The 21,918-nt window shown below is 35.6% G+C and carries 22 protein-coding genes; 21 read left to right on the top strand and 1 reads right to left on the bottom strand.

Annotated features, from left to right (window positions below; all coding sequences use genetic code 11):
* Nucleotide 1 precedes the first annotated feature (1 nt).
* The 10 genes from U9K52_RS08510 (at nt 2) to U9K52_RS08465 (ending at nt 12,384) form a co-directional block, all read left to right on the top strand.
* Nucleotides 2-1,369, top strand: a complete 1,368-nt coding sequence (locus U9K52_RS08510; protein ID WP_322925978.1) for a hypothetical protein — start codon at nt 2-4, stop codon at nt 1,367-1,369.
* A gap of 10 nt (nt 1,370-1,379) precedes the next feature.
* The gene (locus tag U9K52_RS08505; RefSeq protein WP_322925977.1) at nt 1,380-1,712 is read left to right on the top strand and encodes a hypothetical protein; all 333 of its coding nucleotides are present in this window, start codon (nt 1,380-1,382) and stop codon (nt 1,710-1,712) included.
* The gene (locus tag U9K52_RS08500; protein WP_322925976.1) at nt 1,712-2,413 is read left to right on the top strand and encodes a hypothetical protein; all 702 of its coding nucleotides are present in this window, start codon (nt 1,712-1,714) and stop codon (nt 2,411-2,413) included. Before U9K52_RS08505 ends, U9K52_RS08500 begins: the two co-directional genes overlap by 1 nt.
* Before the next feature lies 1 nt (nt 2,414).
* On the top strand, nt 2,415-3,026 hold the full coding sequence (locus U9K52_RS08495; protein WP_322925975.1) for a hypothetical protein: 612 nt from the start codon (nt 2,415-2,417) through the stop codon (nt 3,024-3,026).
* A 1-nt stretch (nt 3,027) separates the two neighbouring features.
* Nucleotides 3,028-3,930, top strand: a complete 903-nt coding sequence (locus tag U9K52_RS08490; protein WP_322925974.1) for a hypothetical protein — start codon at nt 3,028-3,030, stop codon at nt 3,928-3,930.
* Between the two features lie 99 nt (nt 3,931-4,029).
* Nucleotides 4,030-4,557, top strand: coding sequence for a hypothetical protein (locus U9K52_RS08485; protein ID WP_322925973.1), 528 nt, complete (start codon nt 4,030-4,032; stop codon nt 4,555-4,557).
* Nucleotides 4,550-4,780, top strand: a complete 231-nt coding sequence (locus U9K52_RS08480) for a hypothetical protein (protein ID WP_322925972.1) — start codon at nt 4,550-4,552, stop codon at nt 4,778-4,780. The genes U9K52_RS08485 and U9K52_RS08480 overlap by 8 nt, the downstream gene beginning before the upstream one ends.
* A gap of 3 nt (nt 4,781-4,783) precedes the next feature.
* Nucleotides 4,784-5,407, top strand: a complete 624-nt coding sequence (locus tag U9K52_RS08475; protein WP_322925971.1) for a hypothetical protein — start codon at nt 4,784-4,786, stop codon at nt 5,405-5,407.
* Nucleotide 5,408: 1 nt separating this feature from the next.
* Entirely contained in the window at nt 5,409-9,719 is a 4,311-nt protein-coding gene (locus tag U9K52_RS08470) for a tape measure protein (protein ID WP_322925969.1), read from the top strand.
* Nucleotides 9,706-12,384 (top strand): hypothetical protein, encoded by a 2,679-nt coding sequence (locus tag U9K52_RS08465; protein ID WP_322925967.1) that lies wholly within the window; start codon nt 9,706-9,708, stop codon nt 12,382-12,384. The genes U9K52_RS08470 and U9K52_RS08465 overlap by 14 nt, the downstream gene beginning before the upstream one ends.
* A gap of 93 nt (nt 12,385-12,477) precedes the next feature.
* Here the strand turns inward: U9K52_RS08465 and U9K52_RS08460 are convergent, their stop codons facing one another.
* Entirely contained in the window at nt 12,478-13,056 is a 579-nt protein-coding gene (locus tag U9K52_RS08460; protein WP_322925966.1) for a hypothetical protein, read from the bottom strand.
* Between the two features lie 410 nt (nt 13,057-13,466).
* On the opposite strand from U9K52_RS08460, the gene U9K52_RS08455 reads away from it, so the two are divergent.
* The 11 genes from U9K52_RS08455 to U9K52_RS08405 all read left to right on the top strand — a co-directional run bounded on the left by U9K52_RS08455 (nt 13,467) and on the right by U9K52_RS08405 (nt 21,863).
* Nucleotides 13,467-15,575 carry a hypothetical protein gene (locus tag U9K52_RS08455; protein ID WP_322925965.1) on the top strand — a complete coding sequence of 703 codons (2,109 nt, stop codon included), beginning with the start codon at nt 13,467-13,469 and terminating at the stop codon, nt 15,573-15,575.
* A gap of 10 nt (nt 15,576-15,585) precedes the next feature.
* A complete protein-coding gene (locus tag U9K52_RS08450; protein WP_322925964.1) occupies nt 15,586-16,119 on the top strand; it encodes a hypothetical protein in 534 nt (177 codons plus the stop codon).
* Nucleotides 16,120-16,138: 19 nt separating this feature from the next.
* Nucleotides 16,139-16,654 (top strand): hypothetical protein, encoded by a 516-nt coding sequence (locus tag U9K52_RS08445; RefSeq protein WP_322925963.1) that lies wholly within the window; start codon nt 16,139-16,141, stop codon nt 16,652-16,654.
* Between the two features lie 2 nt (nt 16,655-16,656).
* Nucleotides 16,657-17,331 (top strand): SGNH/GDSL hydrolase family protein, encoded by a 675-nt coding sequence (locus U9K52_RS08440; protein WP_322925962.1) that lies wholly within the window; start codon nt 16,657-16,659, stop codon nt 17,329-17,331.
* A 1-nt stretch (nt 17,332) separates the two neighbouring features.
* Entirely contained in the window at nt 17,333-18,109 is a 777-nt protein-coding gene (locus tag U9K52_RS08435; protein WP_322925961.1) for a hypothetical protein, read from the top strand.
* A gap of 16 nt (nt 18,110-18,125) precedes the next feature.
* Nucleotides 18,126-19,040, top strand: coding sequence for a T9SS type A sorting domain-containing protein (locus U9K52_RS08430; protein ID WP_322925960.1), 915 nt, complete (start codon nt 18,126-18,128; stop codon nt 19,038-19,040).
* Nucleotides 19,041-19,049: 9 nt separating this feature from the next.
* Nucleotides 19,050-19,286, top strand: coding sequence for a hypothetical protein (locus U9K52_RS08425; protein ID WP_322925959.1), 237 nt, complete (start codon nt 19,050-19,052; stop codon nt 19,284-19,286).
* 306 nt (nt 19,287-19,592) lie between these two features.
* The gene (locus U9K52_RS08420) at nt 19,593-19,883 is read left to right on the top strand and encodes a hypothetical protein (RefSeq protein ID WP_322925958.1); all 291 of its coding nucleotides are present in this window, start codon (nt 19,593-19,595) and stop codon (nt 19,881-19,883) included.
* Nucleotides 19,855-20,328 (top strand): M15 family metallopeptidase, encoded by a 474-nt coding sequence (locus tag U9K52_RS08415; protein WP_322925957.1) that lies wholly within the window; start codon nt 19,855-19,857, stop codon nt 20,326-20,328. The genes U9K52_RS08420 and U9K52_RS08415 overlap by 29 nt, the downstream gene beginning before the upstream one ends.
* Nucleotides 20,329-20,412: 84 nt before the next feature.
* Complete coding sequence (locus U9K52_RS08410; RefSeq protein WP_322925956.1) at nt 20,413-21,363, top strand: hypothetical protein; 951 nt, start codon at nt 20,413-20,415, stop codon at nt 21,361-21,363.
* The gene (locus U9K52_RS08405; protein ID WP_322925955.1) at nt 21,360-21,863 is read left to right on the top strand and encodes a hypothetical protein; all 504 of its coding nucleotides are present in this window, start codon (nt 21,360-21,362) and stop codon (nt 21,861-21,863) included. Before U9K52_RS08410 ends, U9K52_RS08405 begins: the two co-directional genes overlap by 4 nt.
* Nucleotides 21,864-21,918 lie beyond the last annotated feature (55 nt).

Genomic DNA, 21,918 nt, shown 5'->3' with positions numbered 1-21,918 from the left:
AATGTTTAAAAAATTTTTAGAAAAGAAAGGGATAACTGAGGAAGCGTTTAAGGCTTTAGAAGCTGAAAAACAAGCCGAGTTACAGAATGAATATTTGGGTACCATAGAATCCCAAATCGAAAAGCAGGAGCAGGATTTAATAAGCCTTAAAGAAACTTTAGGAAAAGCTGAAGAAAAAGATGCTGCGACAATCAAAGAATTGGTTGATAAAGCTGAGGAAAACTTAAAAGCTTTAGTACAACAGTCACTTTCCAACACTCCAGCTAAAGGCGCATTAAAAGGATTCATAGGTAAAGTAGCTGAGGTTTTCAAGAATCACGGTTATAAAGGGTTGAGTCTGGGAGATGAAGAAGAAAAAGGCTACAAGGAAGTAGAATTTAAAACTTTAAAGGGTGGAAAACCGGGAGTAGTCATCAAAGCTTTTGATAGTTTAGATACGATTTCCGTTAATGATGTTGACGGAACAACTTATCCTGCAAGCGGTACTACTTCATTAGGTGAAGGATTTAAATCATTGTTTGCTTACTTCGTAGGTTATTTCGAGAAGCCAAGACCTGTATCAATGATTATGGATCATGTTACACTTGAAGATTTAAGAGGTGTACAGGTTAAAATGTGGAATGATGATGTGGTTGCAGACTTCAGAGTTTTAGAGGAATGTGAATTGAAGCCGTACGCTAGATACAGCGGATCTGTTCAAACTGAAGATATCAGCCATGTTGCAATACTGTGGAGAACAACCACTTTCCTAAGAAAATGGTTTCCGGCAATTGCAAATAGAATCAGACAGAAAATTGCGAGATTGCTTGATGAGAATCTTCCAAAAAGAGTTCTTGAAAAAATCACAGAGGTTGCAGTTCCATATACACCTGTACCGAACATCACACCTCTTGCCAATCCAAACAAATATGATTGCATCGCTGCAGCTATTGCATCTTACAAGAGATTGAACGGAGTAATGCCTCGTTTAATCAGGTTTAATGAGGTTACCTGGTTTGATCTTGTTACCAATAAAGACACTACCGGTAACTACAACCATCAAAACGGGAATTCTGTGGCCATGGTAACAACTGAAAACGGAGCATCTTATTTAAATTTCGCAGGTTTTAAAATTCAATACGAATTAGATGAATCGCTTTCTTATGATAAATTCCAATTAGGAGATTTCTCTGAATTAAGAGTAGGAATTAACGGAGAACTTGATTACTACGATGCAATGGGTAATACTCCGGAAGCAAATGCCGGTATCGACAGAAATATCTGGACTTCGGAACTTGTGATGTACTACATCGCATATCTGCCTGAAAATAGAGCCTTAACAATTGTAGAAGATTTATTCACTAACGTAAAAGCATCATTAACTCTTTAATCAATAAAAAATGGCAAATACAAGTAAAGAAACAGAAGTAGATCAACCAGTTGCACCGGAGATAAAGGACAAGGTAGCAAAAGAACCAAAAAACACCGACAAAACAGCCGTACAGGATTTTACAGAAAAGGCTGCAAAAGAAGAAAAATCTTTTAATGCAACAAAAAGACTTTCTGTAACAGTAACGGAAAATATCGGTGATTATGTTGTAGGTAGAGCTTACACAATGGGCGAATTTTTATTTGAATCATTGTCCGCTAAATATCCGGGAAAATTCGTGAAAGGATCAGAAGATGATCCTTATTCCGAAATGAGAAAAAAAGCAACCGAAATTAAGAAATAATGATGGCCAACTTACTCGTAGCATCAGACTTTAATTTGTACAGTCGCCAGGTACCGGATATTGCTGCATTATGTCAGCATGATGATTTCTACCAGCTTTTGATAGAAAAAGAATCCGAATGTTTATCAAACATTTTAGGCGAATGTCTATATGATGATCTTAAAGCAAATTTAGAGTTTGATGCGAATGAGGAAAGGTTTATAGTGAAAGATAATGCAGAAGACAGGTGGAAATGGCTTGTTTATGGGCATAAATACCAACATGATAATAATTTGCCCAATACAATAGGTTTAAATTTCGGTGGTTGTAATTGTGGATGTAACGAAGGAAATTGTGATAAACATTGGGAAGGTCTTTTGTGTGAAAATGTTTATCGGGATTATAAATTCCCAAACGGTAGGGGATTTTACACTTCTTTGATTATTGACTATGTTTTTTATTTCTTTCTTATAGAATTACGAAGCAGTACCACTATTACCGGAGAAACCATTGTAAAAGCAAAAAACACGGTACCAAGCAGTAGCATTGTGAAGGAACAAACTTCATGGAATAGTTTCGTTACGAAGACAAAACATTGCTCAAAAGGAAGCAAAGTTTCATTATTTACTTTCCTTCGAGATCATTCTGATTTGTTTCCAAATTGGTACCCGAACAAAGATTTTACCTGTAAAGATGTAACAAAAAACTATTGGAGTATCTGATATGCTGAGTCAATTTTTACCATACAATCTCTACACTCTTGCTGTAATTAAAGATTTCGACCCTTCCGGTGTTTTTCCGGGAACAACTCTTAATTACGGCTATGGAGGTGATGAGAAAGAGTTTAACCAACATATTATCCGAAAAAGAAAAGAGGAAAATGCTTTTAAAACCGGTTGGGAATATGATGCAACTGGAAATAAGGTGAAAAATACCACCGGAAGAGTTTATCCCATCTTGTGGTTTCATTATCCAAAAGGAATTGAAATGTTACCCAATGGTAGAATATGCGGAAAGGTTGAAATGTTTTTTGGAGTTGATACAATTAACTCAGTGTCAAATCTTACCAGAGCTAAAACAACTGAAGTGAAGTTAGCTGAAATTGCTAACAATTTCTTGGAATATCTGAGAAAAGACTCTGCAGTATCCCTAAATGAAGTAAGTTCTTATTTGTTCAATCAGAATGTGTCTGATAATGCAAGGGTTGATAATGAAGCAGGCACCAATAGCAAATACGTTTATCTACTCGATGTATTATACTTTCAAATGAAAATTGAGATCACTACAAAGTGTATTGATCCTGAAAAAATTAACGAATTAATAAATTGTAATTAATATGTCATTTATAGAAAATTCATGTGATGTAACACTAAAAAAAATACCATTAGGAGGGCTATATTGTGGCAATAAAAAAGTTGTGAACTTCTTTATTGGTACTATGGATGTTGAATTTTCAAAGTCAACCACTTTAGCTCAAATCTCCGATTATATAAAAGCTGGAAAATTGATGTTTTTCCCGATTCACGATGATATTCAAGATGCTGACAAGGACACCCAATATGCTGCAAATACTTTTCAGGAAGATATTTTCGTTGGCGGAGGTATCAAAGGGTGGAATCTAATGTGGAATCAGGGAGTATGTTTTCAAAATGTAATCTCAAAACTATATAATCTCAAAGGTTATGGTGTAGGACTTGTAATGGAGGATGGTACCATTATCGTAAAAAGAAAGAAAAACGGAGCTTATGGTCTTTATCAGGCTACCTTTCTTGAAAAACTCTACAGAGTTCAAACAGGTGGGGATATGGCTGGTTCCGGGTTGGGTATTCAATTGAAGTACATTGCAACCAACTCATGGCAGCGTGAATCCGCAAACATAGAATCCACGGAAATTGATTTCAGAGAGGTAACTCTTACAACAGGGCTGAAAATTGAATTTGCACAAGTTGTTGCCGGCACCAATGATCAGGTTGTAGTTTCTATAAAACAAGCTTGCCATAACTCAAATGTAGAAATTACAGGTGCAAATAAATTTGGTGCTTATATGAGTGGGGTTTTATCTCCGGTAACGTCATATACTTATGATCCTGTTACCAAATTATACACATTGACCCTCGTTACAGATTATGCAAGTGGTGATTCTTTGCAGATTATTACTATGGATGCATTAGGGAATACTACAATCCAGGTAGGAACAGCGTACTATTATGGAGAAAGTGAAATCATTACAGTAGATTAAGTATGGAAGTTCTAATTAATCAAATTCGCTTTTATGGTAACCCAAAAAACTACAAAAGTTTAGAGGATGCTGTGGAGAAAATTTCTTCAAAGCATTTCAATGGGAACCATAAAAAAGAAATCGAATCTCAAATTGCGGGACATTATGGATCTGATAGACCCTTACGAAATGCTAAAAAGGCTGAAAAAAGCGAAAAGAGAAGCGAAAACGATGCTCCACAAGGAAGTGGAGAAATTTGATTTTGAAGCCATAAACAGAGATAACTTACTACATGGTAAAGACAGCTATGGGGGTAATATGCCCCCATATTCTGTTTTATTTAATGATGGCAGAAGATTGTATAGAGATTACAAATTGAGCGCAAACCCAAAGAACAGAGGTTTTTGGGATTTAAAGCACTGGTGGAACAAGGAGTATGATGGTTTGTTTTACGGCTCAATAAAATCTTTTGTCCGTGGTAGTAGATTAGAGTTTGTTTCAAATTACAATCCGACCGTAATGAATAGAATCTACAAGATCAAACCGAAAGAACAGATCCTCGGTATTACCGATGAACAATACCGAAAAGCTTTGAAGGAAATTGCAGAAAGAAATTTTGAAAAACTTAAAGCATCAATAAATGTGTAATTGCAGCAAACCTGTCACAGCCACAGAGTGCGAAAGGATAAAGCAAAGGGTTAAAGATGGCCGGTTCTTTATTTATATCATCAAAGATACCGGATTAGAAACCGCTTTGGTCCCGGAAGGAGAAAATCCTTCATCGATTGCAGCACAAAGAAATTTTTATAACAGCGACGGGGAGTTAGAGTATTATCATGTACGAGAGCATCCCTGCGTAAATGAAGAATGAAAAATGGTGAAATATTATAAAGATAGTATGGAATTGCCTTTAATCAACTACATCAGGATAGTTGAGAAAGGCGATTTTTTTTTGATGATAAAAGGTATCGAAGATCAACCGGAAGATTTCAATGAAGAAGAAGCAAAGTCCCGATTCGATATAATAGTCCAGGACTATATTTTATCGATCAATCACAAAAATTCGGAGGTCCGGGAATACTCTAACCTAAAATATTTTGAAATGGAAATCAACCGGTTTACTACGCTGGTCGGATTTCTGAAAAATATAAAACTCATCGAAGAAATAAAACCGGAGAAAGGTAAAAATCTTCTCAATCTTTTACTATCTGGAATAAAATGCCCGCAGGATAAGGATGTAGATTTTTACATTCAGTTTTTCGGTGAGAAAATCACAACACTAAAAAATGATATAGAGAAAAGTTCAGCTATACTGGAAAATTCAAAAGAGAACAATCAGGAAGAAAGCAGGCAAACAATGTATGAGGTTGTCGCTAATGTTGAAATGGGTCTGGAACGAGCGATAGATATGGAAAAAACTTCTTTATATCTGTTTGGAGTGTATCAGGATCAGGTGATCAGAAAAATCGAAGAATTAAGAAAAATTAGCAGTAAGTAAGATGCCGGGGAAATTTAATTTAATTGATGTCGATGGAAATGAAGCGGCCATTGATAAACTCATCCGTAAAGTTGAGGAATCTATCCCTACTTTCAATAAAATGCAGCAAAGTATTAATGAGGTAAACACTGCTTTGAGAAACGGAACGCCAAGAGATTATGTAAATTCTCTTCAGCAAATTGCGAGATTAAACCGTGAACTTGGCCAAACCAATGCTGCGCTTGCAAGAAACGAAAGGGAACTTGCCCGTGCTCAAAGAGATTTGGCACAGGCAAGACTTGCCGATGCAAGAGCTGCCGATGTAAATGCAAGAGCTACCGAAAGAAATGAAAGGGCTGCGAGAAATAACGCTGGTGCATACAATAGGCTGAAAAATGAATACCGCAGTTCTTTAAATAATATGCGCGATATTCAGGCCCGATTAATTGGTCTTGAAAATGGTTTCCGGAACGGAAGTATTTCGCAAGAAAGATACACACGCAGGACAAGAGAATTGTCCCGACAATTAATTGAGGCAGCAGCAAATACAAGAAGACTTGAAAGGGAACTTGATTCTATTAACAATAGAGGAAATAGATCCGGAGGTTTTAGCAATTTGTTTAAAAATTTAGTTGGAGCAAACATTGCAACAGATCTTATCCGTAAGGTTGGGCAGGAGATATTAGAACTTGGAAATAAATATTACGAAACCGCTAAAAAAATCCAGAGTTTAAATCTTGCACAAAAAACAGTATTTCAAGATAGTGATAAAATTGCGGCCGCAAACGAATTTCTCCGGGAAAGTGCACAAAGATATGGTGTGGATCTTCTTTCCCTCACTGAACAATATACAAAGTTTCAGGCATCAGCACAGGGAACAATTCTCGAAGGTGAAAAGGCAAAACAGGTTTTTGACGCTGTTACCAAATCTTCATCATTGCTTGGCGTTTCAACAGACGAAACACAAGGGATTTTGAAAGCTCTTGGACAAATGATGTCTAAAGGCAAGGTTCAGGCCGAAGAATTGAGAGGACAGCTCGGGGATCGTATGGCTGGAGCGTTTAAATTGTTCGCCGATGGAATGGGTGTTTCCACCGCGACCTTGGATAAAATGCTAAAAGATGGAGAGGTTCTGGCAGAAGATGTATTACCAAAATTTGCGGATCAGCTCAATAAGAAATATAAACTTGGAATTGGTGATGAGGTTGAAACCATGAATTCATCAATTAATAGAGCATCAAATGCATGGACAATTTTTGTAAATGGTATTGAGAGCAGATACGGTGTTGCTAATGGTATTGTTGGAACTTTAAGCAGAAGTTTTGTAAGCCTTATGGAATCAATTACACCGAGTGAAGCCATTTCAGCAATCAAGAACGAACAAACCCAGCTAAACATTTTAGGTGTACAGTTAAGACAAAATTGGAATGATGAGCAAAAGAGAAAGGAAATTATAGATGAAATGATTTCCATAAATCCTTTTTTCTTAAACGGACTTGATAAAGAAAAGGTTTCTTTAGAGGAAATTTCAAAAAGGATTCAGGATGTTAATATGCAGTATGCACAGAAAATCATTATCCAGGAAAATGCTGAGAAAATAGCCGAGTTGGTAAAAGATCAGGTTATAGCCTACAGGAATTTATCAAGCGTAATTACTGAAAACTCACAACTTTACAATTCATTAAATACTGATTCAAAAAATGCAATAGATCAGTACATGAGTGGAGCGATTACCATTGAGCAAGCTACGAAGAGAATTGAAAATGCCAATAGAGGTAATAACCAATCTTTGGCATCCGCTTCATGGTTACTGCAAAAGGTAAGTGATGAATATGAGCATAGCCACATTACTTCAGATGGATTTGTAAGAAGTATAAGAGCCAGTAAAAATGCTATTCAGGAAGCGAGTGCTGAAACTAACAATCAAATAAATTTCCTGAATAATCTCATTAAAACAAACGGGCAGGTTATCTATACAAACGGGCAAATGGCTATGAGTTATAATAAACTCGGTCAAGCCATGTCTGATTCTCGAAAAAAATTTACAGAAGAAGCTTATAAGGCGCAAGTAGAAGGAAAAAAGTTTGTTCTGCACAATAACGTCTGGAGAGAAAATGTCAATGGAGTTTGGAAAACTACAAATAAGAGATTTGATACATCTGATCAGAGTAAAACCAAAGGTAGAGACTCCGGTCAACAATGGGATGTAAGAAATATTAATGGTAAAGATCAGCTTGTAGATATAAACAGTCTTAAAAGTGATATGTCAAAACAGCTTGAAGCTGAAAGAGCCGCAAAAGAAGCTAAGAAAGCCGATGCTGCAGCAAAAAAAGCTGAAGCGGAAAGGTTAAAAGCTGAAAAAGACACCGTTGCAAGTCTCATTGCTTTAAGAGACAATGAATTGGCAGATTTGAAATATAAAAGAGTAATCGGTAAGATAACTGAAGAGGAATATCTTAAAGAAAAACTCTCTATAACAGAAAAATATGCAAAACAAATAATAGCCGTTGCTGCCGATGAAAACGGGCAGATGAAAAAGATTGCAGCCTCCCAAAGAAAAAAAGTTGTTGATGAATATGAAAAAACTTTAAAGGAATTAAATGATCTCAATGTAAAAAAGATTGAAAGAGAATCTGATATTTCTCTAAAGCCCCTTGAACGGCAAAAAAATAATCTTTCAGATAATCAATTTCTTTCTGAAACTGATAAGTTAAAAGCTGAAATTGACTTATCAAATAAAATTATTGCCGAAACCGAAAGAAGAAACAATCTTATTCTTGAAGAAAACAAAAAGAATTTTCAGGATACTAGGGATCTGGAAATTTCCCAAACGGAGAAAATGCTCGATCTTCAAGAAGAAAGAAATAAGCTTTTACTGAAGTTTTCAGAAACGGCCATAGCAGATCTTGAAACCAAATACAAATTACTTGAAACGGATAAAGATATTTCCTATGAGCATGAGGTCCAAAACATTTATGCTCAAAAGGGGTTAACCAATGCTGAAAAGGAGTATCTATTATCAATCGCTGATCTAAAGGCGCAAAGAGAAAAAAATAATCTTCGTAAGCAAGAACTTTTAGATCAGGCAAAAGCAATACAAGATAATGCTACTAAAGTTAATGTCAACGGGTCTGAAACCTCTTTATTAACTCCAGATCAGGCGCAAAAGCTTAAAGATATTCAAAAAGAGATCAAAGAACTTGAAAATGCAAATGTTCAGATCAATATCAATATTGATGATGAATCTTTGAAACTTTTTGAAGATAAATGGGCGGGCCTCAAAGAAACTCTTTCGCAAGGATTTTCAGATCTGGGACTGGAAAATATTGCCAACAAAATAGGAGGTCTATTTGATTCTATTTTGATGTCCCAAGAGGAATTTAATAAGAAATATGGTGAAAATGCTGAAAAATGGAAGGTTGGAATTCAGGCAGGAATAGCGGCAGTTCAGGATATCGCCAATCAGCTTATTGAAGAATCTACAAACAAAAGAATTTCCGAACTTGATAAACAACTTGAATATGCCAAAGACAACAGTGATCAGGAAATAGAGTTTTTGCAGGGTCGTATTGACCAGCTCAACGGTTTGGAAGAATTGACCGCCGAGCAGGAAGCCGACCGCCGGGCAATGGAAGATGAGCAAAGAGCTTTACGGGAACAGCAGGCGCAACGAGAAAAACAAATCGAAGCGCAGAAATCCAAAGCAGAACAAAAGGCGGCAGCGCAAAAAGCATTGATAAATGGTGCATTAGGAGCTACTATGGCGCTAGCAACCCAAGCTCCTCCGGCCTCTTATATCATGGCGGCTTTAGCTTTGGCTTTCGGCGTTGCACAATCAGCAACTATCATGTCAAAAGATCCGGTTCCAAAATACTTTGTCGGCACCGATTACGCCCGGAAAGGTCTTGCTTGGACAGATGAGAGAGGAGCGGAAATCCACACCGATAGACATGGGAATATTAAGGATTTCGGTAGTTCTGGCGGTCCGCGATTAAAATACCTGGACGAAGGGGATAAGATTTTCACCGCTGAAAAGTCGAAAACAATGATGGGGCAAATGTTTAAAGCTCCGGAAATGCAAAGTGAGGATTATTTGAGGTTGGCAATGAGAAGAATACATTACCCGCTAAATATCAAAAATGAGGTTAATATCGATTATGATCTTTTGAGCGATAAGATAGCCCAGAAGCAGGAAGCTATTGCACGAAAATACACTCCGGTGAACACATTTGAAGTAGAGGGCTATGTCTACATGCAGGAGCCAGGAAAACTGCCGAGAATAGTTGACAGAATAAGAAGAACAAGTAACAGCGTAAGAAATGCAAAAGATTAGCAACATAAGACTGGAGGATGGTGTAAATGATATTTTCCATCTAAAAATAATTGAAAGTGAAATCTTAAACGGTTCATACGCCATCCAACCGCCGGACGGGATTGATGATACTGATTTCGTTGTAGATATAAACGAAGAGACTTTCAACGTAGAAAATATGATTCTGGGTGATTCCCTGAAGCTTAAAATATATCAATATTACGACAGACAAACATACGATCTTCTGACACAAGTTTACAAAGAACGTGGCGGCGATTCCCGGGCAATATTCATCTGGAAAATCCAGAAGGGAAACGATGTTATTGATCTTCTCAATGAAGATTATGAGATCAATTTCAATAAGTATATCGATAGGTATGGAAAGTCCGGAAAATACATTGAGTTTGAAGTAAAGAAAAGGGAAAGCCAAAATAAATTCTATGCCCGAAAAGATAAAACAATTGACCTCTTTTCAACCAAAAATATTGATAACAATGATATTCTTCCGGTGGTTCCCACCAAAGGAATTTACAAGGAAAGCGACAGAACCCTGGAAAGCTTTTGGTTTTACGATGGGTTTTATGATAATGATGATTTGCTTTATTATGAGACAGATTTTAACGACAATGATTTTAAACCAAGCAATCCCTATTTTCCACGAATGCGCAGAAGCGATGACAGTCAACTTGGAACTTATTATGAACATTTCGGAAGCAGGGTAGAGGTTGATTCAAGTTTCTATGCTAATAATGATATGGCTTTTTCATTTCCGCTTACAGTTCCTCCTTTTACAAAAGCTGAATGGGGGACAATGCTCTATGCAGAAGCTGATTATAACGATATTACAATCACAATTTCAAACCTCGTTTTTCGGTCCCGTAGAGTGCAAAATAATACACCTATTCCTTTTACGATGTATTTGATTAAAGGATATAAAACTGTCATCTCACCAAACGACTGGCAGAATCAAATTTTAGTTGAAGAGGTGATTTGGTCTAGTGAGAACAAAAACGAAAACGGATTAAACTGGGCGGAACTGGATATTTCCACCCATCCGTTAGCAACTGGAAATGCTACAAACAGCGAACTGAAGTTGACAAAGGCAAATTTTCCGAACTTGCTGACATCATTGAGTAAAGATGAGCATCTCCGGATTATGATCAGAAATAACAATGGTTATGTGTTCGATGAAGAGGACACCTTTATAATTAGAAACACAGGCTTTTCAATTAAAGCGAGCATTAATGGCACTCCTCCTGCGAGAAGAGTTTTAATGGTCAACCTTCGTGAAGCGATTGATAAGATCAGCGAAAACATCACTGATAACGGAATCAGAATTGAAAGTAATGTTTTGTCAAGCGGAATTTTCAATCATCAATATATAAGCACCGGACAGTTTTTGAGAGGTACTGTGTTTGAAAAATATTTATTCCAAACAAAATTAGAGCTTGATTTCGAGACTTTATTTGAAAAAGGCGCTGCCAAATTGCTTGGTCTTGGTTACGATGTTTATAACGGGAAAATCGTAGTTGAAGATCTGAAATACTTTTTTAAAGATGTTGAAAGCTATGATTTCACCGACAAAGAATTTGTTGAGGACGAAACGTACTTCTCCAACGACAATGAACTTTGTTACAACAGCATAAAGACCGGGGGGAAAAAATATTCAACCGAAAGGCAGGACGATATAAAGAACTTTAATACCTTTCTTGAAACACAGACACCGATCATTTCTAAAGGCAAAACATTAGATCTACAGAGCGAGCTTATTGTGGATGAAAAGAAAATTCAGGAACTCATACTGGATACTTCATCATCTACCAATAATAATGATGATGACATCATACTGATTGATTGCCTTGAAAGAAGCAACTTTTCGGACCGTGGTGTTTTTAAGAAACTGAAACATTTCAACAGTGGCGGTTACCTATGGATTCAACAGTTTGAGCAGGCGTGGGACACGATCCCGATTGTAGTGAACCAAAATCTCTCAATTGTAAACGGAGGTCTTAATATAGGAACTTACCAGATTCTTGAAATTACAGCTACCAGAATCAAACTGAATAAAACTATGAACATCCAGACCGGGGAAGGCTTCGGGGAGATAGAATACTTATTTACTTCATCTGCTATTAAAAGCCGTGTCGGAATCCCGGATGAGGGCATTATAAAGGCAGAAGGCGTACTGAATAAAAATACCAGTTCCAACTTGCTACACAATCCAAAGTACCAGCTTGCAAGATGGTTTCCTTTCTTTTCCGGAATGCTTGAAAAGAAAAAAGGCAGCGAGTTATTGAAAACCCTGAAGTATAAAAATAACGGCAAAGTTCAAATTGAAGTTAAGCCGGAACTTTACGAATTCGGATTGCAGGGTGAGATTACTTTGCAGGATGATATTTCTCTCGAAACTATGCGATCACAGAAAGATACATTCTTTTCCAGCGGAATGCAAACGGTAAGGCTGAGGGATGTAACTTTTTATGAGTATCTGGAATTTATGAATAACTGGCGATACGGAAAGCTGGAGTCTGGTAACTTCAACCGGGAGACCTGCCGGGGATATGTAACGGTTAACCTACAAGGTGAGATTGTGAAAATTTATCCTTTCGGCAGCGGAAGCATTAAATATTTCAACAAGTATAATGAGCTGGAGATTTCCGGGAAAATAAAGAGTAGTGTACCATGATTTAAATAAAATTCCCTGGCAAATTGCCGGGGAAACCCAATTTAAAAATCTGCTGTTTCCAGCTTAGAATAAGTATTAAAGTTAGTTGTATAGTTATTTTAGTAATGATTTTTTGTGATAATCATTTTTAATAGAAATTTTAATTTTTTCTATATCAATTCTATTTATAAATTGAGTAAATAATTTGTTGTCAGAAAATATTAGAATAGATGGCTTTACATCGTTGTAAAAGGGAGTTCCAATAGAGATAAAGCTTTTCCCATTTTTTATAAAATAGCGAGTGTGTAGTAAAGTATCCGACTTACTCGGACCATCTTCATAAATGCAGTTTATTTTAAACTGATCTTCATATTCAATAATTTTATCGCAATCTAATATCTTATTTTTTAAACTTATTGCGTCCCACTCTATTTTTTTATTTAATAAGAACTTTAAATATTTTGAAAAACTTTCTATTTGATCTCCTTTTATATAAAATTTTGATTTATTGAATATGATATCTAATGATTCGACATCAATAATTAGATAATTTAAATTTTGCGAATTGTCGTAAAATACATTTATTTTATAAATTTTACGGGGATCATCCGTTTTGAATGAGGAGTAATTAAAGAAATTTTGGCTATAGCAAAAACTGCTAAAAAAAAATATTAGTAGTAACAATTTCTTCATATCTGTATTTTCCCCAAAGAAAGTAAAAATTTTGATACCACACAATACCGGGTTTTTACGGAAAAATTCCGAGAGATCATAAAAAAGCCTTCCGAATTAATGGAAGGCTTAAAAATAAATTATGATGACAAAAAATACTTACACAAAAACCCTCTTTAACCAGAGGGCTTTACACAAATTACATCAAAGCACAAAAATGCCACTTCTAACGTAATTGCAAATATATAAAAAATTTTAATCCCTATTTGTGCAAAAAGCCTTCTGCAAGAGAAGGCTAAAAACACAATCGTCTCAAAGTACAACAAAGCGACTTCACACGTAACTCAAAAGTAAGAATAATTCAGATAAATTCAACTGGTCAAGTCTTTTTCCTAACGAATCTTTAAAAATTTGCTGGATATTTTTGTTTCATGCAAGAATTTCCATATCTGTCGCCTGTGAGATTTTATCCTAATGAGGATTATCTTTCTGATATGAAAAACCCTGAAAATACTATATTCTGGGGTAAAAGAGCAGACATCCATTTTTTACATGCATATCCTTTGGAAATTAGGGAAATACACCGTTTTCCGGTTCCCATGAACTGGGATGATGTGAGCGGAGCTGAAAACCTAAAACTATTTTTACACTCCGGAAAAAATGATTTTCCTTTAAATTCTGTATTCAGCACCTACAACAATAAAATCAGCTGTATCTCATTCAAAAGTTTTGATGAACAATGTGGTAGATTGGTTGTTAAGGATAATGATAGTGATATACTGATTAGTAACGAAGTCAAATTCATTGACAGCAGTGACGGTCTTGGAAGAAAATATATTACACTTTCGTCCCGGCATTCTTATAATATTAATCGCTTTCCTTTTGAAGATGAAAATTGCTGGTTTCATACAACTATTCCTGCCTATTGTTTGGGGCAATCTTCAGTAGAATTAGAACTGGAACATAATCGTATCGGCGGAGTTTCTTCTAAAAGAATTAAAGAAGCATACTCAGACTATGCAACTTCTTACGAAATAGAAGCAGCTTGCGATAGTAATATTTTGAATTTCATTGAAAACGCCGGGAGAAATAATTTGTTTTTCATAGATGGTATTCAGCGCACTTTGAATGAAAAATTAGAAAGAACGGACAAAAATGCAACCGGAATTTTGAAAGTTGTAAATGTTCTGGATAAAGACGGCAATAATGTGCTATTAACCGATGAGCAGGTTTTTAACGGTGTAATACCGGTTTTGAAAAAGATCTACTACAACATTAAGAGTAGCCCTAATGAGGAATATTTTGAAATTACACAAAACGGACAAAGTATTGATTTCAATACATTGACTTCCGGTGTTATAAGTTTTGCATTAGAATTTAACATCATTGTAAAAAGAAGTCCCGATTTGCCTTACCGAGGTGCAATCTTCAAAAATGGGATTTTGCTTACTGAATTCAATTTACAAAGTGGCGCAAATTTCCTGCAAACTCACTACACGGAATTTATTTCTATAGCTGGATTTAACCAAGGAGATGATATAAGTTTAGCAGTTTATCCTGAAGCTTTTCAAAACAATCTTCTTATTCCAAACTCTTCACAACCGGCAATTGTTCCTAACACTTTAAGCATTTTAGCAGTAGAGTTAAAGGGAAGTCTCACATGGGGTAACGGTACCGTAGAATTACGTTCAGTACTCTCAAGCAGCAATGATGTAAAATTTACAATAACAGAAGGGCTGTCAATTTTTTCGAAGTCTGAAATACAATTCAGTACAGATAACTCAAACTGGATTACTGCGAATACAAACGTCATTCAGAATTCAGTTTATTTCATATCAGCAATGGTGAATCCTGATTGGTATTTTGTAAGGGTTGAACTTGAAGATATCTACGGAAATAAAACATATACAAATACTTTACGAGAATATATATACGGATTTTCAACACCAACCTGCGGAAATTGGCTTGCAAATATAGGCGGCTTACAAACAACAGATGTATTGGAAATTGAATATTTCGATTGTTCGCAATCACCTGCAGGATCTACGAATCAGGGAAATTATATAATTCTTTCAGAAATTGTGGGAGATCTTACAGGCAGCCCGATATTCTGTGCAAGAGGAAATAGTCCAAGGTTAATGGTTAATGGGATATTAAATAATAATTTATTGTCAAATACAGGGTCTTGTGCCGGAACCTCGTATAATCCAGTGCAGGTTATTCCAGGAAATTATGCAAGCCCTATAGATCCCAATATTGTAGGAAGCAGCATTTGTTTCACTGGAAATCAATGGACGAAACAGGTAAAGCTATCAGGACATCCTTCTACAAACCCTTTCATTTTTTTAATGGACGGGGTAACGCCTGCCGTACCAGGAAATTTGGCATCATTTGATAATGCAGGAGCTTCCGGTTTCAATACGAATGGCATCCGCTGGATAAGGTTTGTTGGTTTACCAACCGGAAATAATGTGATTTATGATGTGAACCCAGCAACCGGGAAAATTATAGGGCCATCAACAGTATATAATTGTATTTAAACTTTAGAATATGGCATTTGAATTAGGAAAAACAGCAAATGGAGCCAAATATGTAATTGGAAACAATGGTAATAGAGTTGATTTTACTCAGGCGGTAGTATTAATTAAGAAAGAAGTAGACGGAAACAATGTGTATGTAGAAGGAATTGGTATGGAGCCAATATTCTGTGGAGCATTGGATAACCTGCTTTACATGGGTAATTCTCTAAGTTCAAATCCTCAAACAGCAATTGATTTTTTTAAGACAGAAGGGTGGGTGTATGGAGACGGTAGCGGTTCAGGGTCAAATTCTGGAACTGAGATTTATACAAAAGATTATGAAATCGATTCTGAAATAGAGAGCGGGGCTTCTTTACCAGTAGCAATTCCTTTTGCAGAATTATCGGAAGGCATCCCTTATAGTATCTCATTTGCAGGAGTTCCCACAGGATTAATTGTAAACTACACGATAAGTACTTCAGGATCTATTGATGTAGAGTTCTCCAATACTTCTCCGGATTTAATTCCTTTTCATAATACAATAACAATAACAGCAAAAAAATAACTTTTAAAACAATTCAAAAATGGCAACATCTTTAAAAAGACAAAATGGCAAAATCGTGTATGCAAACATTGCAGCACTTCAGGCAAGAACAGGATTCGTAGCAGACGAAAGCTACGATGTAGAAGTAAAGACTGTGAGTACGGATATTGCAGACTTAGTGTATAACCAGAAAAATGACACTTTGCTGGCTGATGATGGTATAGTTTGCATCCATTCAACATCCGACAACGGCGGTTCCGGTGTGAAATGGCTGAGAGCTGATTCCAAATCGGTAGGATCTTTTAGCGTTACTACAACTGTAGACCTGGAAGGCGGAGCAGAATTTAATATCACTGGCGTAACAGCTTCCGGTATTTTGGCAGCGAACTTTTATCATTTTTCAAGGCTAAATGATGCGACCGGACTGGAACTTATTGAGGAGCCGACTGTTACTGCTGACGGGTTTGTAACAGTGAAATTGCGAAATGCAAGCAATGTAACTGTAGCGAGTGGTGCAGTGATCACTTTTAACTGGGCAGAGCTGGGAAAGCTGTAGCGGTGTCTTCACCGCAAATAATTGACTTAAACGGAAAAGATATTTACTTCTTTGGAGACAGTATAACTCTAGGGGTGAACGCCAGCATTACATACTCGTCTATTGTAACAGATGCCTTCAATGGGACTTTTGTTGAGGGAAATGGAACTGTTGGTTTTGCGAACTCGGGCGCGACTATGATGAAGCAAAATCCTGTTAATGTTATAGGTTTTCCTAACATGGAAGACTGGGCAACACCTCCATACACGCCTATTTATAATCCATTAACGAGCGGACTTTTGTTTGTAAGCTTTTTGACAAATGATGTAGGAATTAATTTGCCAAATTATAGCCTTGCTAACTTTAATACAGCAATTGATAACGTCGTTGCCGGGCTAAATAATGCAGGATGGCCAAATAATCGGATTAAGTTTAATGTTAGATATTATCTTACTGCTCAGGGACTTGATTACACTTCGCTTATAGCAACCACTCCCGCTGATATTACCAGATATAATCAGTTTGCGGATGCGTTAAAATCTAAGTTAGATGGATATGGCATTCAATACTTTGATCATTGGGATATACTATCTCAAATTCCTGATGTTGAAACTCATTTAGATGCAGAAGGAAGACATATAGACAACTATCTACATACATTCGTTGCGGATAATATTATTCAAAATTGTACTATTTAAAGTGAAAAGAATACTTTTTTTTACACTCATAATACTATTTGATTTAGGTTTTGCACAGGTGAGTACCCCTTATTGGGGTACTTCCGGCATAACTGCATCAGGTAGTTACTGGCTGGGAACAAAAAATCCATATCCTTTAATTTTTAAAGTTAACAATTTAGAAATCGCGAGATTTTCTCCTGGAGTCTCAAACAGCAGCGGACTTCGTTTCGCACAGCTTACAAATTCTACAGTATCGAATTCACCGCTAAATGTATCTCCAATAGGTGTTGACAATAATGGTGAAGTAATACGCATTAGCAGCTTAATGGCAAGTATTACAAGCTCATTAACTATCACCAGGCTTGTTACAAATACGGCTACTGCAATACCTTTTAATGTAGATGATAACGCCGCTTTCGGAACTGTTTTACACTCTACAACAGTAAATAATACCAGATTTACTGTTACAAGGAATGGGAAATATGTAGTGTTTGCACAACCGCAAATTGAAAGAATTTCAAATGCTACAGCCGCCTGTATATTTTGGCTAAGAAAGAACGGAACCACAGCAATTGCAAACAGTGCAATAAGATATCAACCAGGATCAAATTTAAATATCGCAATACCTCTATTTGTCACACTTGACTTAATGGCAAACGATTATATTGAAATTATGTGTCAAACACAAGATACTAACACATATCAACTTACCAATACTGCTGGTTCTGGTAGTGGTTCTACACAGATACCAAATACACCAGCAATTATAATAGATATTAAAGGTTTTTACAATTAAAATAAGTTTTATAAACATGAAACAATTATTCTTTTTACTAGCAATTATGCTAAGCGATGTTACAAATGCTCAAACCTCAAAAGCTTATGTAGCACCTGGTGATCTGAGAACATTTTTAGATTATAATTTAGGAGCTGATAAATCACTTCCGGCAACTACACCATCTTTAGGAATTAAAGGTGTAAGATATCAATGGGGTAAATCTGATCCTGTAAGTTTTGCCAGCTGGGGATCGCCTTATGCAACAGATAATTCTTGGACTGATTTAGCTAAAAGCATTTCTGATCCATGCCCAAGTGGATACAGGGTGCCAACTGCAGCAGAATGGCAGGGCGTAATTGAGAATAACAGCATTCAATGGGTAGGAGATTTTGTAGAAGAATCTACCAATCAATACACAAGACATTCCAGCGGTTTGCTCATTAATAATTCGCTTTTTTTACCAGCTGCAGGTATTAATAATCATGTAAATGGAGGTATATTTTCTAACAATGCTTCAGGAACATACTGGAGCTCAAATTCAACCGGTTATTCTAACTATGCAAAAGCCCTTACTTTCTATAAGTCTTTGCTGAGTAATAATCAAATTCTGCACGTTGGCTATTCTGCTGATAAAAATACGGGCGCCAATGTTCGATGTATTAAAGATCCTGCATTACCATCTTCGTTTATACTTTCTACTGAAGAAAATGAAGCTGCCAAAAGTTATTTGCTTTATCCCAATCCGGCTAAAACAAGTTTTAGTTTAAAATTAAAAGGCGAAAGTAAAGTTGAAGTTTACGACAACACCGGAAGACTTCTTGTAAAAAGAATTTTAAAAAGTGAAAGTGATAAAGTAAATATTGACAATCTGAAGGATGGATTGTATTTCGTAAAAATCATGAACGGGAAAACCATTCACACGGAACTTCTTTTTAAATCAAATAATTAAAATATAACGATGAAAAAGTTTTTAAAAAATAATTGGGCTTTAATTGGTTGGATTTTATCCATTGCTTTAGATCAGCAATTTAAAATTGTTGAGACTTTGGTTAAGAATCCCGATTCTGTAAAATTGATCTATGGAATCGGATCTGTGATTCTGGCAAAATTCTGGAATACCAATAAAGCGAATAAAGGATTATTAACTTCCGATTTAGGAGGAACTAATCCTCCACCTAATAGAGATGAGAAGTAGACATTTACTGTTGGTTTTGCTTATTCCATTAACCGAAATTAAAGAGATTTTTTATAACTCTGATCTAAGAGTATCATGGTATCTATTTTCCGAAAAGAAAAGGTACTTGTGTAATGTGGTTGAGGATTATTCTAATATTATCATTTTTGGAATTGTTTTCTGGTTTCTCATTAAAGGATATAACGACAATTACACAAAGCAAATCGCTTTATTTCTTTTCGTTTTAAATGTGCTTGATCTATTCCATTTAGGATTAATGGACATGCAGTATTTAATTTTTGTTAAACTGATAATATCCTTAATAATATGCAGGCAATTAAGAGCTTTATTAACTTAATGGATTATGTGGTGGCCACATTTTGGGGACTAACAGTATATGATATTGTTGGGGTGTTATTTGCTGGCAATAGCATTGCCAATCTTGATGGAATTATCAAAATTTTATTTGCTATAGTCGGTCTTTTTTATTCTTGTGTAAGGCTTTATGATTTTTGGCATAAAAGCAAGATTGAGCGTAAAATAAAATCTGAAGAACTTGAGAAAATTACAAGGGAAAACGACAAAGAAAATGGACCAGGTAACAAAAAAAAGAATTAGCAAACTTCATCCAAGTGTAAGGGATGAAGTTTCCCGAATTATACTGGAATGTGATGCTGCACTTACCGGAAGAGCTAAAGTAAGAATTACACAAGGTCTGCGAACTTTTGAAGAGCAGTCGCAACTCTACGCCATCGGCCGGACTAAGTCTGGGAAAAAAGTAACCAATGCTAAAGCCGGACAGAGTATTCACAATTATGGGTTGGCTGTTGACATCTGCTTGATAATTGACGGCAAAACAGCCAGCTGGGAGACTGTAAAAGACTGGGATAATGATCAAGTGTCTGACTGGTATGAATGTGTGAAAATTTTTGCTAAACATGGCTGGCTATGGGGCGGTAATTGGAAAACTTTTAAAGATCTTCCTCACTTTGAAAAGAAAGGTTATGAGTGGCGAAAACTCGTTCAGATGAAAAAAGATGAAAATGGATATGTTAATTTGTAATCAGAAATTTGAATAAATAGCATTACGGAAAACCGTAAATGCATTTTGTAAATATGTGTATATTTGTCCATTAACTTATAATTCATGGACGAAAATTTAACAGAAATACGGTATCATTTTTACTCACTGAAATTTACACCTTTAAACGGTGTGAATAAAACTAGTAAGGATATTGTATTTGAAATTGTAACATTCATATCAAACAAACTATTTCAAGAAAAACAAGGTTATCTGATAGATAAACATCATGCTCAACGCAATAAGCGTAGGGAAATTTTCATGGATAGAGCTGTAATACTTCCTAGAGAGAGAAGAATCAGATGCTCAATGGCTCTTCTAAGAAATAAAAATCCATTGATTAAACCACATGAGGAATTTAAATTAGTTCCTATTAGTGACATGGGAAGTGTCGCCGAACAAACTAATTTTTTTATTGATTATAGCAGGGATCCTGTTATTATTTGTTGCGAATATCATCATGAAGGGCCACGTATTTCAGATATAGAGTATTATTTTAGAAACATTGCACATAGAGAGCTTCGATTAAGTAAAGCAACAAAAATTGATTCTTTTTTAGACAGCCCTATTGAAGAAGTTTTAGCAAAAATGAAGAATGTACTTAATTTTACAATTAAAGTAGATCCTAAAGACTTGAATAGGCTATCAACTGATGTACATAATCAATATTTTACGGGAATGAGAAATTTAAGTAATATGATGGAACCTAGGTTTCTAAGAATTGAAGCCTACTTTCAGTCGCCTGGCAGCAAGTTTAAGACGAAAGCAGTAAATACAAAGGCTAATAATGTTGTTAAGGATTTGCTTACAAAGATCAAAGGTAGTAAAATTGATATTGATACATTTAAAGATTTTAGATTTGTATACGAAGATAAAGAAGGCATTGAAGAAGTTTTTAATTTACTAAGTGGTAAGAAGGAAATAGTTCTCAATGTTGATCTTAGCCAAAGAATCTCATCAACGAGATGGTATGAGTTTATAAAAAATGATTTTGATGATTTTATGCAAAATTTATGATATTAGATAAATATTTCGCGAGGCCTGTAATCTGGGATTTCTGTATTGCCACAGTGCTAACTATATTTTTATTTTATGCATTTAAAAATGACTGGATTATATTACCAAATGTTACTGATACGTACAGTTTAACAGGTGATTTGACTAATATTACATTAACATTAGCAGGATTTGTATTAACAATATTAACAGTTTTAATAACCTTTAAAGATAATTCTAGTTCTCGAGCCGAAAATGTAGAATACTCAGCATTCGGTCGGTTTTTTGCGTCAGAATTTTATTATGTGACTGTAAAACATCTAAAAAACTGCATTAAGGAAGTTATTATTATTGCAAGTATTGGCTTTTTCATTAAATTATTTGTTCCAGAAAACTATAGATCCTTTTTCTTTTTTTACAATGCATTTGGAGTAATAATCACAATTTTTACAGTCTGGAGATGTTTGGCCATACTTAGTAAAATTTTGGTGCTTCAAAGTAATAATACTATAGACGATTAAATAAATAATCCCCAAGATTAGTAGTTGGGATTTTTATTTCTTCAAGTTATACTTA

The sequence above is a fragment of the Chryseobacterium sp. MHB01 genome (assembly GCF_034651565.1).
In the GTDB taxonomy this organism is placed as follows: Bacteria; Bacteroidota; Bacteroidia; order Flavobacteriales; family Weeksellaceae; genus Chryseobacterium; species Chryseobacterium nepalense.
This window is presented reverse-complemented; position numbering and strand designations above follow the sequence as displayed.

Bases quoted from the DNA above. Each gene is read 5' to 3' on its own strand.
- U9K52_RS08460 (WP_322925966.1), bottom strand. From the start codon at position 13,056: ATGAAGAAATTGTTACTACTAATATTTTTTTTTAGCAGTTTTTGCTAT.
- U9K52_RS08465 (WP_322925967.1), top strand. From the start codon at position 9,706: ATGCAAAAGATTAGCAACATAAGACTGGAGGATGGTGTAAATGATATT.
- U9K52_RS08510 (WP_322925978.1), top strand. From the start codon at position 2: ATGTTTAAAAAATTTTTAGAAAAGAAAGGGATAACTGAGGAAGCGTTT.
- U9K52_RS08405 (WP_322925955.1), top strand. From the start codon at position 21,360: ATGATATTAGATAAATATTTCGCGAGGCCTGTAATCTGGGATTTCTGT.
- U9K52_RS08505 (WP_322925977.1), top strand. From the start codon at position 1,380: ATGGCAAATACAAGTAAAGAAACAGAAGTAGATCAACCAGTTGCACCG.
- U9K52_RS08415 (WP_322925957.1), top strand. From the start codon at position 19,855: ATGGACCAGGTAACAAAAAAAAGAATTAGCAAACTTCATCCAAGTGTA.
- U9K52_RS08480 (WP_322925972.1), top strand. From the start codon at position 4,550: ATGTGTAATTGCAGCAAACCTGTCACAGCCACAGAGTGCGAAAGGATA.
- U9K52_RS08445 (WP_322925963.1), top strand. From the start codon at position 16,139: ATGGCAACATCTTTAAAAAGACAAAATGGCAAAATCGTGTATGCAAAC.
- U9K52_RS08500 (WP_322925976.1), top strand. From the start codon at position 1,712: ATGATGGCCAACTTACTCGTAGCATCAGACTTTAATTTGTACAGTCGC.
- U9K52_RS08455 (WP_322925965.1), top strand. From the start codon at position 13,467: ATGCAAGAATTTCCATATCTGTCGCCTGTGAGATTTTATCCTAATGAG.
- U9K52_RS08485 (WP_322925973.1), top strand. From the start codon at position 4,030: ATGGGAACCATAAAAAAGAAATCGAATCTCAAATTGCGGGACATTATG.
- U9K52_RS08425 (WP_322925959.1), top strand. From the start codon at position 19,050: ATGAAAAAGTTTTTAAAAAATAATTGGGCTTTAATTGGTTGGATTTTA.
- U9K52_RS08495 (WP_322925975.1), top strand. From the start codon at position 2,415: ATGCTGAGTCAATTTTTACCATACAATCTCTACACTCTTGCTGTAATT.
- U9K52_RS08410 (WP_322925956.1), top strand. From the start codon at position 20,413: ATGGACGAAAATTTAACAGAAATACGGTATCATTTTTACTCACTGAAA.
- U9K52_RS08475 (WP_322925971.1), top strand. From the start codon at position 4,784: ATGGTGAAATATTATAAAGATAGTATGGAATTGCCTTTAATCAACTAC.
- U9K52_RS08470 (WP_322925969.1), top strand. From the start codon at position 5,409: ATGCCGGGGAAATTTAATTTAATTGATGTCGATGGAAATGAAGCGGCC.
- U9K52_RS08430 (WP_322925960.1), top strand. From the start codon at position 18,126: ATGAAACAATTATTCTTTTTACTAGCAATTATGCTAAGCGATGTTACA.
- U9K52_RS08490 (WP_322925974.1), top strand. From the start codon at position 3,028: ATGTCATTTATAGAAAATTCATGTGATGTAACACTAAAAAAAATACCA.
- U9K52_RS08450 (WP_322925964.1), top strand. From the start codon at position 15,586: ATGGCATTTGAATTAGGAAAAACAGCAAATGGAGCCAAATATGTAATT.
- U9K52_RS08420 (WP_322925958.1), top strand. From the start codon at position 19,593: ATGCAGGCAATTAAGAGCTTTATTAACTTAATGGATTATGTGGTGGCC.